16 protein-coding genes and 3 tRNA genes are annotated in these 13,770 nt (G+C 52.7%); 5 read left to right on the forward strand and 14 right to left on the reverse strand.

What is annotated here, in order from left to right:
* Positions 1–40: 40 nt before the first annotated feature.
* From NWF31_RS01745 to NWF31_RS01805, 13 genes are all read right to left on the reverse strand, one after another.
* Positions 41–586 carry a BMC domain-containing protein gene (locus tag NWF31_RS01745; RefSeq protein ID WP_258358776.1) on the reverse strand — a complete coding sequence of 182 codons (546 nt, stop codon included), beginning with the start codon at positions 584–586 and terminating at the stop codon, positions 41–43.
* Positions 586–1,947, reverse strand: a complete 1,362-nt coding sequence (locus NWF31_RS01750) for a 4Fe-4S dicluster domain-containing protein (protein ID WP_258358980.1) — start codon at positions 1,945–1,947, stop codon at positions 586–588. Before NWF31_RS01750 ends, NWF31_RS01745 begins: the two co-directional genes overlap by 1 nt.
* Positions 1,948–1,967: 20 nt before the next feature.
* Positions 1,968–3,440 carry an aldehyde dehydrogenase family protein gene (locus NWF31_RS01755; protein WP_258358777.1) on the reverse strand — a complete coding sequence of 491 codons (1,473 nt, stop codon included), beginning with the start codon at positions 3,438–3,440 and terminating at the stop codon, positions 1,968–1,970.
* A 14-nt stretch (positions 3,441–3,454) separates the two neighbouring features.
* Positions 3,455–3,727, reverse strand: a complete 273-nt coding sequence (locus NWF31_RS01760) for a BMC domain-containing protein (RefSeq protein ID WP_258358778.1) — start codon at positions 3,725–3,727, stop codon at positions 3,455–3,457.
* 1 nt (position 3,728) lies between these two features.
* Complete coding sequence (locus NWF31_RS01765) at positions 3,729–4,025, reverse strand: BMC domain-containing protein (RefSeq protein ID WP_258358779.1); 297 nt, start codon at positions 4,023–4,025, stop codon at positions 3,729–3,731.
* Between the two features lie 58 nt (positions 4,026–4,083).
* Complete coding sequence (locus tag NWF31_RS01770) at positions 4,084–4,356, reverse strand: BMC domain-containing protein (protein ID WP_258358780.1); 273 nt, start codon at positions 4,354–4,356, stop codon at positions 4,084–4,086.
* Positions 4,357–4,434: 78 nt separating this feature from the next.
* Entirely contained in the window at positions 4,435–5,235 is an 801-nt protein-coding gene (locus NWF31_RS01775) for a class II aldolase/adducin family protein (RefSeq protein ID WP_258358781.1), read from the reverse strand.
* Positions 5,236–5,270: 35 nt separating this feature from the next.
* Entirely contained in the window at positions 5,271–6,245 is a 975-nt protein-coding gene (locus NWF31_RS01780; protein ID WP_258358782.1) for a sugar phosphate isomerase/epimerase family protein, read from the reverse strand.
* A gap of 76 nt (positions 6,246–6,321) precedes the next feature.
* On the reverse strand, positions 6,322–7,368 hold the full coding sequence (locus NWF31_RS01785) for an autoinducer 2 ABC transporter substrate-binding protein (protein WP_258358783.1): 1,047 nt from the start codon (positions 7,366–7,368) through the stop codon (positions 6,322–6,324).
* 116 nt (positions 7,369–7,484) lie between these two features.
* Complete coding sequence (locus tag NWF31_RS01790) at positions 7,485–8,495, reverse strand: ABC transporter permease (protein WP_258358784.1); 1,011 nt, start codon at positions 8,493–8,495, stop codon at positions 7,485–7,487.
* 14 nt (positions 8,496–8,509) lie between these two features.
* Positions 8,510–9,508 (reverse strand): ABC transporter permease, encoded by a 999-nt coding sequence (locus NWF31_RS01795; protein ID WP_258358785.1) that lies wholly within the window; start codon positions 9,506–9,508, stop codon positions 8,510–8,512.
* Positions 9,509–9,544: 36 nt separating this feature from the next.
* Positions 9,545–11,059 (reverse strand): sugar ABC transporter ATP-binding protein, encoded by a 1,515-nt coding sequence (locus NWF31_RS01800; protein WP_258358786.1) that lies wholly within the window; start codon positions 11,057–11,059, stop codon positions 9,545–9,547.
* Between the two features lie 59 nt (positions 11,060–11,118).
* On the reverse strand, positions 11,119–11,934 hold the full coding sequence (locus NWF31_RS01805; RefSeq protein WP_258358787.1) for a DeoR/GlpR family DNA-binding transcription regulator: 816 nt from the start codon (positions 11,932–11,934) through the stop codon (positions 11,119–11,121).
* Between the two features lie 244 nt (positions 11,935–12,178).
* Between NWF31_RS01805 and NWF31_RS01810 the strand changes: the two genes are divergently transcribed.
* The 5 genes from NWF31_RS01810 to NWF31_RS01825 all read left to right on the forward strand — a co-directional run bounded on the left by NWF31_RS01810 (position 12,179) and on the right by NWF31_RS01825 (position 12,959).
* Positions 12,179–12,254, forward strand: a tRNA-Lys gene (locus NWF31_RS01810).
* A gap of 7 nt (positions 12,255–12,261) precedes the next feature.
* Positions 12,262–12,336 (forward strand) — tRNA-Glu (locus NWF31_RS01815).
* Between the two features lie 5 nt (positions 12,337–12,341).
* Positions 12,342–12,418: transfer RNA gene (locus tag NWF31_RS01820), tRNA-Asp, on the forward strand.
* A 107-nt stretch (positions 12,419–12,525) separates the two neighbouring features.
* Positions 12,526–12,660, forward strand: coding sequence for a DUF4160 domain-containing protein (locus NWF31_RS14875; RefSeq protein ID WP_422880234.1), 135 nt, complete (start codon positions 12,526–12,528; stop codon positions 12,658–12,660).
* Positions 12,661–12,674: 14 nt separating this feature from the next.
* Positions 12,675–12,959 (forward strand): DUF2442 domain-containing protein, encoded by a 285-nt coding sequence (locus tag NWF31_RS01825; protein WP_258358788.1) that lies wholly within the window; start codon positions 12,675–12,677, stop codon positions 12,957–12,959.
* A 95-nt stretch (positions 12,960–13,054) separates the two neighbouring features.
* Here the strand turns inward: NWF31_RS01825 and NWF31_RS01830 are convergent, their stop codons facing one another.
* On the reverse strand, positions 13,055–13,756 hold the full coding sequence (locus NWF31_RS01830) for a FadR/GntR family transcriptional regulator (protein ID WP_258358789.1): 702 nt from the start codon (positions 13,754–13,756) through the stop codon (positions 13,055–13,057).
* Between the last annotated feature and the right edge of the window lie 14 nt (positions 13,757–13,770).

Below are 13,770 nucleotides of genomic sequence, written 5' to 3' on the forward strand. Positions count from 1 at the left end.
TTATTTAAGCCCTTGTTCGGGCCCGTCCCGTTGACGGCCTTTACCCCAGTTGCTCCCATAATCCTGGATGGGGAGATGGGATAACAATGGCATCCACCAGTTCCCCTTCTTCTTTGAGGGGGGGTGTAACAGCATCAACGGCAGCCCGGACGGCGCCGACGCCGCCAGTCAGGATGACTACCCCTTTGCCCCCCAGCCCGTAGGCGGGACGGATGTCCAAAAGCTCCACAACGGCGGCCTTGGCGGCTATATCGGCGGCTTTGATGGCGGCCGTAACGCTGAAAGTCTCGAGGACTCCCATGGCCCCTTTAGGGATTACCTCGGCTATCCCGCTCAGGGCCGGCAGGACTCCCGGATGGAGGTTGCCCAGGATCAAGCTGCTGACGACCGTTACCCCGCCGGCGGTGACGCCGTGTTCTACGGCGCTGGTCACGGCGCTGATCTCGCCGGTTAAGACAATCAGGCTTTTGCCGGGGCAGGTGGTGCGTATTTTTACATCTACCGGCGCAGCCTTAAGACAGCTATCGGCTACCATTAATCCCCGCGCCAGGCTCTTAAGTTCAATAAGTCCGACGGCGATACCCATCAGTCACCACCTCCCTCAATTATAATTTCGCTGTTGAGGGTAATAATGGTGCCACTAATGCTGGCGTGAAGGCCGGATCCCAGGGTATCATCGTCTATGCGCGCCAAAAGGGAACCCTTTTCTACCCGGTCGCCTACCCTGACTACCGGTCGAGGAGCGACGCCAGCACCCTGCCTTAAGGGGAGGTGGACCCGGTTAACCGTGATGCTGTCTTCTATGAAAGTTACCGGGCGGGCGGCGTATTCTTTTAAGCCCAGGCGGTCGATAAGGCGTTTTGTGGGGACCTGCCGGCCTTCCCGAAAAGGAGAAGGAGTTGTAGCCTGCCAGGGGCCGGGCCGGAAACCTTTCTGCTGTAGTTCGGCCTTGATTTTCCTATTGACCTGCCGCGGGGAAAGGCTGAAGGGGCAGGCATAAAAATCGCAGAGGCCGCACTCGCTGCACAGCAGGGCCTGGGGCAGGGTTATATCGGCCAGGCCACAGGTAACCGCGCGCATGACCCTGTGGGGTTCCAGGGGATGGCCTAAAAGGTGCCGCGGGCAGAAGTCACTGCACTGCATGCACTGGCAGCAGGCTTTGAGGGCTATCTTCAGCTCCCGGTTCAGGTCCCGCCGGTAACGGTCAGCCAGGGGGTGATCCAGTGGCAGGACAATGATGCCCTTGGTAGTTTTAGTAACCGGCGCATTAAAGCTTGTAACCTTACCCATACAGGGACCCCCGGCGATAAGCAGGTATTCGTTTTCAATCGGACCGCCGGCCAGGTTCAGGAGTTCTCGCACCGGGGTGCCAACAGGTAACCTGGCGGTGACGGGTTGCCGGACGGCGCCGGTAACGGTGACGTATTTATGGGTTACAGGTCTACCTGCCAGGGCGTGGTGAATATTATATAAGGTCTCGACGTTTAAAACCACCGCTCCAGCCTGCAGGGGTAAACCTCCCGGCGGAATTGTTTGGCCGGTGACGTTATAGGTCAATAAGTGCTCGTCCCCCATGGGGTAGACGTCCGGCAGGAGGTGGAGCCTTAGGCCGGGATAATTCCTTATTTCTCCTGCCAGGACAGCATGGGCCTCCCGGTATTTTTCTTTGAGGGTTATGACCCCTGTCTCGGCGCCGGTGGCCTGAACAAGGGTGGCTAAAGTGGCCAGGAGTTCCTCCGGGTAACGGGCCATTAGTTCCTGGTCGACTTTAAGTAAAGGTTCGCACTCGGCCCCGTTAATGATGACGGTCCGGATAGGGGTTTTAGTCTTCAGTTTAAAGGCGGTAGGGAAACCGCCCCCGCCGGCGCCGACCACCCCCGCGGCGGCAATTTTATTGATGATGGCGTTCAGTTCGCTGGCAGCTATTTCCTTCAAGGCGGTATTCACTCCGCTCAAGTTCCTTGTTCCTAGTCTACCGTCCGCAGCGCCCCGGCGATTACCGTCCGCTGTTCCCGGGTGTAGGTGCGGGGGGTGCAGATGCCCTCGCCGGTGGGGCTGGCGATGGTGTGGCTGAAATGCCCTTCGCCGCCGATGTTTAACCCGGCGGCCGAGGAGGCGTTGGCCACCAGGATGTCGGTCTGCAGCCTGCGGGCGTAAGCGGTGATGCGGCCGACGTCCCGGCTGTGGATGATGGCCGTGTGTTTAAAGCCGTGTTCCACCCGGGCAGCCAGCTCCAGGGCGGCGTCAAAGTCCGGCACCCGTACTAGGGGCAGGACGGGCAGCAGCTGTTCTTCCTGCACCAGGGGATGCTCCGGGGGACATTCCATGAGGGCAATTCTGGTGCTTTCAGGGGCGTTGATGCCGGCTTGTTTTAATATAATGGTAGCGTCCCGGCCGATGAGGTCTGGATGGAAGCGCTTGCCGTCGGGCAGGATGGTGCGCATGAGTTTTTCTTTATCTCCTTCATCCCGCACGAGATAGGCGCCGTGGTTCTGCAGGTGGAAGAGGAGCTCATCGGCTATTGCTTCTACGGCGATGATGACCTTCTCGGCTATGCAGAGGACGGTGTTGTCAAAGGCGGCGCCGTCGATGATACACCTGGCGGCGTAGTCCAGGTCCTGGACGGTTTCGTCAACGACTACCGGGGGATTGCCGGGGCCGGCGGCAATGGCTTTTTTGCCGCTCCTTAAGGCGCGGTTGACTACTTCCGGCCCGCCGGTGGCCACAACCAGATCTACCCCGGGATGGCTTAAGACCAGGTCCAGGTTTTCCAGGCTGACTTTATCGCCTACTACCAGCAAATCTTCGGGCCCGCCGGCTTCCTGGATGGCGGTGTTAAAAAGGCGCACCAGGTACTGGGTGGTTTTAAGCCCGTGGGGATGGGGCAGGAAGATGATGCTGTTGCCGGCGGCGACCATGCTGATGGCGTGGTTGATGACACAGGAGCCGGGATGGGTGGCCGGCTCGATGGAAGCAATAAGGCCGAAGGGCGCCCGCTCAATCAAAATGAGGCCGTTGTCGCCGCTGATGGCTTCGGTCTTTAAGTCTTCAATGCCGGGTGTTAACCGGGCGGCAAAGAGCTTCTTCTGGATCTTGTCTTCTATCCGGCCGTAGCCGGTTTCTTCATGGGCCAGCCGGGCGATTGTTGCTACGTTTTCGATGGCTGCCCGGCGGATGGCGGCGACGATCTCGCCCCTGGTCTTGAGATTTAACTTGACCAGTTCTTGCTGCGCTCTTTTGGCGGCATGGATGGCTGTGTTGAGGTCGCTGTATACACCTCTGTCACCAAGGGAGGTAGCTACCGCGGCCCGGCCGGCCCGCGCCTGGCAGGCACCGCTACACGCTGTTGCTGCGGTAGCCGTCGTCCCATTGCGGGACTGCTGCTGGATGTTCTTTAAAACTTCGGCCACAATGCCGGCGATAATGTTTTCGTCGATCATTTCTGCTCACCGCTTTATGCCGGTAATACCCTGCTGAGGTCCGTATGGGGCCGCGGGATTACATGGACGGCAACAATCTCGCCGAGCCTCCCGGCGGCTGCGGCCCCGGCTTCGGTAGCCGCCTTGACGGCACCGACATCACCGCTGACCATGACGGTGACCAGACCGGACCCGATCTTCTCCATGCCGGCCAGTTCGACACTCGCGGCCTTGAGCATGGCATCGGCTGCTTCGATGGCAGCGACCAAACCTTTGGTTTCGATAAGCCCCAGGGCGCCGTCCTTCATGTTAATCTACCCCCTTAGTTTTGTCGTCTTTTTTAGCTGGCAGGATACGGGCTACATCGGCATGGGGACGCGGAATCACATGGACGGCAATGACTTCCCCGAGCTTAGCGGCGGCAGCACCGCCGGCTTCGGTGGCGGCTTTCACGGCACCGACTTCGCCGCTGACCATGACGGTCACCAGACCCGAACCTATCTTTTCCATGCCTACCAGTTCGACGCCGGCGGCTTTTAGCATGGCGTCGGCGGCTTCGATGGCCGCGACCAGTCCTTTGGTTTCGATGAGGCCTAAAGCGCTCATGGGTTGAATCTTCCTCCTTAATTTCTAAAGTTCTCCGGAATTTCTACTTAGGAATTCCTTAGCTTAAATACTCCGCCAGTTCTTCCTTGGGCCGGGCGATGACCCGGCTGGCAAAAACGGTGCTGACGTTAACAACCTGTTCCTTTGCCGCTTCGATGGCTGCCGTGACGGCGCTGACTTCACCGCTGATTTTTAATACCACCAGCCCGCCGCCTTTGGTAGGCTCCCAGCCGAGGATCGTAACTGCCGCTGTCTTGGCGGCAGTGTCTGCGGCGGCAACGGCAGCGGCCAGGCCGCGAACTTCAATGATACCCAGGGCTTGGTTATTCATGGTGTGCCTCCGTAATTGACTTGCACCGGTTGTAATTAATTTAACTTAAGGGTAGGATGTGGGTACATTAACCCTTCTTTACTGTTTCCTATACCCAAGGGAAGCCAGGACCTGCCCGGTTACCGCGCTGATGATTTCCTGGAGTTCTTCGGCCGGGATGCCGCTCGCCCCCTTATCCGCCTGACCGGATATGTTGCAGGCTCCGCATCCCGTGCATCCCGGGTGACGGCCGCTGACGCCTAACTTTTCCCGGATCTGCAGCAGTTTCTCTACTTCCTCGCCGGGGAGAACCCGTTCCCCGCCGAGCTGCCGGGCTGCCAGGCTGATCTTGGCAAAGTGCTCGATGGATTCCATCTTGTAAAAGGCGTTGTAGACATCCGTCCCCATGGTCAGGGCACCATGATTTTCCAGCAGGACGGCATCGTATTTATCCAGGTACTCCCTGACCGCCAGGGGGATCTCTTCAGTAGAGGGAGTGCCGTACCTGGCGATGGGAACGGCGCCCAGGCTGATGATGATTTCCGGCAGTACCGGTTTGTCCAGGGGAATACCGGCGACGGCAAAGGCGGTGGCCACAGGCGGGTGGGCATGAACTACCGCCCGTACATCCGGCCGGTGCCGGTAAACATCCAGGTGCATTTTGATTTCCGATGAAGGTTTAACGTTAACGCTGCCGGCTATTTTTCGCCCTTCCAGGTCCACCTTGATGATCATGTCGGGTGTCATAAAACCCTTGCTCACGCCCGTAGGGGTGGTTAAAACTTCATTCTCCCCGATGCGGACGCTGATATTACCGTCGTTGGAGGCGACAAAACCTTTAGCGTAAATACGCCGGCCTACTTCACAAATGTCCTGCCTGATTTGATACTCGGAAGCCACTATGATGTCTCCTCTCTTGCTAGCTACCTATTTCTTCAGGGCAGGAGGTGCTGCCGGATAAAGCTCAAGGTAGCAATAGCATCACCTTTTGCGATTAGCTCGTCCAGCTTGTTGATTCCCAGCCGCTCTAAAAGGTTTAAGATGCCTTTCAAAGTAGCAATGCTCTCCCGGCATACCTGTACCGGATCCTCCCGGTAAGGAAAGACGTCCAGGGAATACCAGCCGTCATAACCCACTTTTTGCAGCCAGTAAAGGAGCTCAATGTACTCGACCAGGTGGACCGAACCTACCAACAGGTCGTCGTCCCAGCTGCGATAGTTGTCATTGAAGTGGAAGTGGAACATCTTGCCGTGGCCGGCCAGTAACGCCAGGGCTTCAGCCACATTTTCCCCGGCATTGAGGGAATGGCCGACATCGATGGTAACCCCGATATTTTCCAGCCCTACCTCCTGGACCAGCAGGAGGGCCTTAGCGGCGTTATTAATGAAAGCATGAGTCCGCGGCTCCTTGGGCTTGTACTCTACGCAAACCCGGACATCGCTGCGATAACCGGCTATCTCCTTCAGGCTCTCTACCAGCCAATGCCATGCCTTTTGATAATCCACCTGGAAGCAGTAATCAAAACCGTCCTGTCCCAGCCAGATATTAATCTGGTTCGCCCCCAGCCGGGCTGCTACGTCCATACCTTTTTGGGCCAGGGCTACGGCTTCCCTGCGGATAGAAGCATCGGCCGCCGCCAGGCTGCCAAACTGCCACCTGCGCTGCCCGCTGTGATCTACGCCAATAATAGAAGCCTGAAGGTTGTTAGCTTGCAGGGCCTTTTCAACTTCATCCAGGTTGGCATCGGTCACGTCGGCCGGGTAGTTTAACTCTACGCCGCTCAAACCGGGAATGCTGGCAGCCTCTTTGATGCGCTCCGCCACGGGTTTGCCTTCGCGATAACCGCTTAGTAAGAAGCGGTCACCGCAGCCGTCAAAGGCCCAGACGCCGGTGGAAAATCTGGTTTCCATGCTTATTACACCTGCCTCTAACGTTACTTCAGGTTAAAAGGGGAGGGGCAAACCCCTGTCCCTCCCCAATTAACGTTTAGAAGTTGAATTGATCGACGTTATCTTTGGTAAAATCGGTAGGCGGTCCCATAATGACCGTCTTGCCGTCTGATTGGACCTGGATCTTGCCTACATTGGGCACTTCCTGCCCGTCGGTGGGCTTCTTGCCATCCAGCATGTCTTTAATTAAGGCAACCGTAAGATAACCCAGTTTGGCCGGTTCCCATAAAGTCGCAACATCCAGGGACCCGTCCTTCAGATAGGTTTTGGAGTCATTGGGAAGGCCGGTCCCGACGACGCTGACTTTATCCTGCAAACCTTTTTCCTGAACCGCCTGGGCAGCGCCGATAGGAGCCGGGGTACTGATGCCAATAATACCCTTCAAGTTGGGATAAGCCTTGATCAGTTCCAGGGCCTTCTGGTAAGCCACCTGTTGCTTTTCATCGGATGGGATCTTGTCGGTAACCAATTTCAGGTTGGGATATTTGCTTTTGGCATACTCCAGGCCATAGTTAATCCAGGTATTTAAATTAGCCGCTGAGAGACCTCCGGTAATAATTGCATATTCAGCACTATCGGTGCCCATACTCTGGACAAGCAGGTCCCAGATATGCTCACCATATTGCTTATCATCTATCTGGTGCACCGATAGATCGACCACCGACTTATCGGCCGGTGTATCCCAGTCGACAACCAGGATACCTTTATCCTTGGCCTTCTTTAACACAGGGGTCAAGGCAGCCGGGTCGTTAGGCGCCACGGCAATAGCGTCAACGCCCTGGTTAATAAGATCTTCAATCATTTTTACTTGCTCAGCGGCATCGGCCTTGGTGGGACCGGTATAAATCACCTCTACGCCCAGGTCCTGGCCGGCCTTTTTGGCGCCCTGCTCGGAAGCGTTAAAATAGGGGATGCCTACCAGTTTGGGCATGACAACAATTTTATATTTATTGTCCTTGGTCGAAGCGGTCTGCTGCTGTCCTTGTTGCTGCTGCGACTGGGTGTTAGACTTGTCGCTGCCACAACCAGCTAAGAGGGAAACCATAAACAACACTGATAATAGAAGCGCTATAATTTTTTTCATTAATTCGATAACCTCCTTTTATCAAAGTGCGAAAAAAGGGATATAGTTGAATTTATCCAATTACTGTACTTTTCCCCTCACCTCCTTAATCTCGTCTTTAATCCCTACTTCTCTTCTCACACGGCAATACCAATCTTTTTCGGCTCTTTTTTTACCCCCTTTCCCTGCTTTCTTTTACTAATGAAGGAGTTTAATAACAATACGGCAATTAACAGGACTCCCATGGTCACGTCGACCATAAACCTGTTAATACCAATTAAATTCAATCCGCTGGATAGTACCTGGACTATACCTGCTGCCACAACCGTTCCTACAACCTTACCATAGCCCCCTGCGATATCGGTCCCACCCAGGACCACAATGGCCACGCTTTGTAATAAATAAGACGAACCATAATCCACCTTGGCCGAATTATAGCGGGAGGTCATAATGATGGCGGCCATGGCAGCCATCATTGCTGCATAGAGATAAACAAGCATTACCACTTTTTTGGTATTGATGCCTGAAAAAAAGGTAGCCACCGGGTTACAGCCAAACATATAAACGCTTCTTCCCCAGGCCGTTCGCTCCAGTAAAATCAAAGTCAAAACGGCAAAGACGATAAATATTAAGATTGGAACGGGAATAAATCCCAAATAACCATTGCCAATCCACTGGTACTGTCCCGGAAATCCAGATATGGCACCGCCTTTGGTCAGCCAAACACTCATCCCTTCAAAAAGCGTCATGGTTCCGAGGGTGACAAGGATGGGCGAAACACCCACATACGATATGAGTAAGCCGTTTACAAAGCCACAGATTAAGGCGGTGATTAGGGTTGCCAGCAGGGCCTTTATGATTAAAAATATAACTGCTGTTCCCTCAACCCCGGCACTATAGCCGGAAGACAGGACCAAAGCGCCAACTATCCCAGATAAGGCGGCAGTAAAGGTAATCGAAAGATCTATCCCGCCCGTAATAATAACCACCATCATACCCAGGGCTATCAGGCCTAATTCGGGCAGCTGGGTGGCCATGGACTGGAGGTTCCCCAGGGTTAAAAACTTCGAGGGAGAAGCAGCTGACATTAGCAAAAAGAGACCCACAAAAACATACAGGAGTATCATTTCTTTGCTTGTTTTTAACAAAGATTCCACCCTCTTTAATATTCTACATCCACTCTAGGCAGGCTCTTTTCCATCCGTTTCCTCTGGATTACATCAAAGCTGACAGCCAAGATAATGATTAACCCAACAATAATTTTTTGCCAGAAGGTCGGGATATGAGTCAGGATAAGCCCGTTATTCAGAACCGCCATAAATAAGACACCCAGGACTGTGCCAATGATAGAACCGTTACCACCCGCGAGACTGGCCCCTCCGACCACCACTGCCGCGACTACTTGTAATTCAAACCCCAAAAAGGCATTGGGATCAACCTGTCGCATAATAGACGTATGGGTAACTGCCGCCACGCCCGCCAGGAAGCCCATATAGGCATATACAAATATCAAAGTGCGTTCTATATTTATACCAACTCTTTTGGCCGAAACAGGATTGCCGCCCACGGCATATACCGCCCTGCCCATGAGGGTATATTTTAATAGCGCCCAGGTCAATAAAGCCATTATCAGGAAAATTATTATCTGAATAGGGATTCCCACCACATTCCCACCGGCATCATGAAACTTAAAAAGGGTGATTTTGCCGAAATCTATAAACCAAGCAGGAAGATCGTTAATCCAGGAGCCGTTGGTGTAATAAAGCATAAGACCATTTATAATGCTCATGGAACCCAGGGTAACTACAATGGCAGGAATATTAGCCCGGGCAATTAAAGTGCCGTTTATTATTCCAATGATAACCCCGCCTGCAACAGCAACTAAAAAAGTCAGTAGCAGGTTGCCGCCAAAAGTCACCATAAATTTGCCGATTAAAACCGTCAGCACCGCCACCGCCGCGCCGACGGATAGGTCGATTCCTCCTGTAATAATGACCAGCGTCATTCCTAAAGCCATGATACCCAGGACGGCATTGTTTTTTAGCAGGTCAATTAAATTATCCGGCCGCAGGAAAACATTGCTGCGAGCACTTATCAAGACTGATAGAACCACCAATATTATAAAAATCCATAGTTCCTTTGATTTGGTGCGTTGTTTCATTTTTTACACCTTCTCCCTGTATCGCCGAAGGCAGGTTTAAGCCGTTACCCTGCCCGGCATTCCCATAAAAGCCCTGTTCATAATTTTTTCCTGGGTGGCTTCTTCGATAGCAAACTCGCCCACCAACCGGCCCCGGCGCATTACCAGAACACGATCGCTAACTGCCAAAATTTCAGGCAGCTCGGAGGAGATCATAAGGATACCCATCCCCTGCGATGCCAGCTGCCGCAGGAGTTTGTGAATTTCCGCTTTGGCACCGACATCTATGCCATTGGTTGGTTCGTCAATAATTAATATTTTAGGGCGTGTGGCCAGCCATTTGGCCAGAACTACCTTTTGCTGATTGCCGCCGGAAAGCTGCATCGCCAGCATATTGGGCAGCCGTGGCCTTACGTCCAGGGCCTCCATATACTCCTCTACAAGTTCTTTCTCCTTGCCGGCATTCAAAAGACCAAATTTGCCCCTTATTTTTTTGAGCAAGGCCAGGGAAATATTTTGGGCTACCGATTGCCTTAATACCAGCCCTTCACGTTGTCTGCCTTCCGGAATATAACCAATACCCAGACCCATGGCTTCTTCCGGTGAGCGTATATTAACCTTGACGCCGTCCAGATAAATTTCTCCGCTATCCGGAACGTTAAGTCCGAATAAGGCCTGGACTACTTCTGTCCGCCCCGCGCCGACTAAACCCGTAAGGCCCAGTATTTCTCCTTTATGCAGGGTAAAAGAGATGTCTTTAAAATTACCCTTCTTGGTTAGGGATTTTACTTCCAACAAAACTGGTCCCGTTTTGCTTCGGGATTGCTTTATGAATTCTATCCTGCGGCCTACCATTAAGGAAATGAGTTTTTCTTCATTGAGTTCATCCTTAAGATAGGTACCGATATATTTGCCATCACGCAAAACAGTAAAACGTTCGGCAATAGTAAATAATTCCTGTAATCTGTGACTAACGAAAAGAATAGCGATTCCCTTTTCTTTTAGGGTACCGATGATTTTAAATAAGCTCTCAACCTCCCCGCGGGACAGGGAAGAAGTGGGCTCATCCATGATTATAAATCTCGCATTAAAGGCCAAAGCACGGGCAATAGCTACAAGTTGCTGTTTGGCTACAGGTAATCTTTCTAATTGTAGATTAAGATCCAATTCAACCCCTAGCTCAGCCAGGGCATTTGTAGCTGTTTCTTTAATCTCGAACCAGTTAACAAAGCGCTTGCCCAGGCCTATTTCCTTGCCAAAACTTATATTTTCAGCCACCGTCAGGTTAGGGAAAAGGCTGAAATCTTGATAAATAACAGCTATACCTTGCTGATTGGCGTCAATGGGCTGCCGGATGTTCGCCGGTTTCCCATCGATTAAAATTTCCGCCCCTGGATCGGGTTGTTCCACACCGGCCAATATTTTTATTAAAGTTGATTTGCCGGCACCGTTTTCACCCACCAGAGCATGAACTTCACCCGGCAGAATTTCCAGCCGGACCGCATCCAGGGCTCGGACGCCCGGAAAAGTTTTGTTTATATTTCTCATTTGTAGAAAAGGCATTTGACTCATTCAAACCCGTCCTTCCCCGATCGGCCAGGATGCTTGTTTGATTTTTACAGCCTATACCCTTATGACGTCAATCTCTTTTCAGCCCGTGGCCCTACCGAGACACCGCTCGCCCCTCCGACTACAAGTACTTCCACTCCGGCCCGGCGAAATTTTTCTAATTCCTCCTCAGAAGTGCCCATATCAGTAATCAATTTGTGTACTGCCGTTACCGGTGCCACTGTAGCCAGGGCTACCGTACCAAATTTATCATGATCCGCTAAAAGAATTATCTCTTTAGCTCCCCGCAACATCTTCGCTTTCACCCTGGCCTGCACTTCGGTAGATTCGGTGATCCCTTCCTCCAGGGTTACCCCCTTGCAGGAAACAAAAGCCTTCTTAATGTTGTAGCTCGCCAGGGCATTTTCCACCAGGGGCCCTACGAAGGAAAAAGTACGGGAATGCAGGGTGCCGCCGGTGCAGATGACCGTTATGTCCGGGTTCCCCACCAGGGCCATCACAACCTTTAAAGCATGGGTAATTACCACCAGGTCCTTTTTATCTTTAATATAATGGACCAATTGCAGAGCAGTAGTACTGGCGTCAACGACGATAACATCCCCGGGCTGGACCAGTTCCGCTGCCTTCCTACCGATGAGCTGCTTTTCGTAGCGGTTGCGCATATTGCGGATGTGGAAAGCCGTCTCTTCCTGGTTAGAGGCAATTTTTACGGCGCCGCCGTGGGTGCGCTTTAAAAAGCCCTCGCTCTCCAGGCGTTCCAAGTCGCGGCGGATGGTTTCTTCGGTCACTTGAAAGATATCGCTGAGTTCGGTAACTTTAACGATGCCCTGCTCGTTCAGATGCCGGATTATCTCCTGCCGCCGGTCTTCAGCCCGCATGCCCCAGCCCCCTTTCCGGAAACAAGCTACTATTTTTTGTTTTGCTTAATATATTCGCTATTAAATCATCGATTCCTTCCGGTATCAAAATTTTTTTTGATTCTATTTTTGGTTTTACAGGCATTTTATTTTTGTTTTCCCAAATACGATTACGATCCGCGGCCCTGGTTTATCCTGGGCCCAGGCTGGGAATTTAATCCCCCCCTTGACAGGGGTGATATAAGCATGTAATATAGTAACCTGTGGGCCATTAGCTCAGGCGGTAGAGCACCTGACTTTTAATCAGGGTGTCCGGAGTTCGAGTCTCCGATGGCCCACCAGATATATGGCCCGTTGGTCAAGAGGTTAAGACACGAGCCTTTCACGCTCGTAACGGGGGTTCGATTCCCCCACGGGTCACCAGACCTGGAGCCGTAGTGTAGCGGTCTAACATGCCGGCCTGTCACGCCGGAGATCGCGGGTTCAATTCCCGTCGGCTCCGCCACGAAAGATTAAAGCCCCGGGAAGGGGCTTTTGTGATACGTATAGCATGGTATAATAATAAATAGCAGAAGCAGTTTTTAGGGAATGATGAGACTGTAATAATTAATTATTAAAGGCCAGCTTCCCAAAAAGCAGGCAAGTTTGGTCATAGCCTGGACCTTATTGCACCAGGATGAATTAATGGATAACTGGCATAATGCTTATCATAAGAAAGAGCTGTTTAAAATTGATCCCCTCAGATAGGAGCGTTGATAAACATGATTCCACCAGCATTAATACAGGTATATGCTGATAAAGAAAGGGATTACGCCATTATCTGCCAGTTCGTTGACGGCAAAGTGACCCGCTACGATATGAAAAATCAATTATACGGGATTTTTGAACCCCTGCAAAATAAAGAGGTATTTAAAAACACTTTGACCATCCTGGATAATACAGCGGCCTGGGATTTAACTGGAAAAAGGGATGAAAGCAACTGCCTGACCGTTGACCCCTGGACATTATATAATGCCGAAGATATAACCGGCGATATGATTCATTAGACCCACCTGGATGTCCCCGGTGGGTCTAATGCATATTATCCCGCCTTTTTGACTGCCGGGACTCTTTGACAAAGAAGGTCCGGGCGGCAGTTCTCCTATTCCCTTTGCAATTCCCGCTCGACAAAACGGAGGTGTTCACAAATTGCCCTCCGGGCAGCGCGGGGATTGTGGGCCTTGATGGCTTCGTAAATGCGTTTATGTTGCTCAAAGAGCAGTTCCGGGTTGCCGGGGGTAGTATAAAGACGCTGGCGACTGGTATGCAGGGCCTGGCGCATGGTGTCGGATACCGTATGCATCAACCTGGCCAGTACAGAATTGCGGGCCGCTTCCGCCATGGCCAGGTGAAAGCGCAGGTCGGCCTCTTCTCCCAGGGTGCCCTTCCGCAGGTCTCGTTCCATTTCCTTTAAAATCTCGGCCATTTTTTCTAAATCCTCCGGCCCGGCGCGGCGGGCCGCAAGCTGTGCGGCCTCGCCTTCCAGGGCCTGGCGCGCTTCCAGGAGCTCTATGGCTGCCTGGCGGTCCAGGAGCAGGGCCATGGCCAGGGGCTCAACAATGGAACCGTTGCGGATATTCCGGACAAAAGTACCCTCTCCCGGCCGGATATCAATGACGCCCATAGCCGCCAGGGCACTCAGGGCTTCCCGGACGGAGGACCGGCTGACGGCCAGGCGCTCGGATAGTTCCCGCTCCGAAGGCAGGCGGTCCCCCGGCTTCAAGTTGCCCTCACCAATGAGGTCCTTAATCTGCTGGACGATTTCTTCATATATTTTTTTTGGCCGTATAGGTCTTAATTCCATCCCTGCTCCCTCCT

The organism is Neomoorella sulfitireducens (assembly GCF_024733845.1).
Lineage (GTDB): Bacteria > Bacillota > DSM-521 > Neomoorellales > Neomoorellaceae > Neomoorella > Neomoorella sulfitireducens.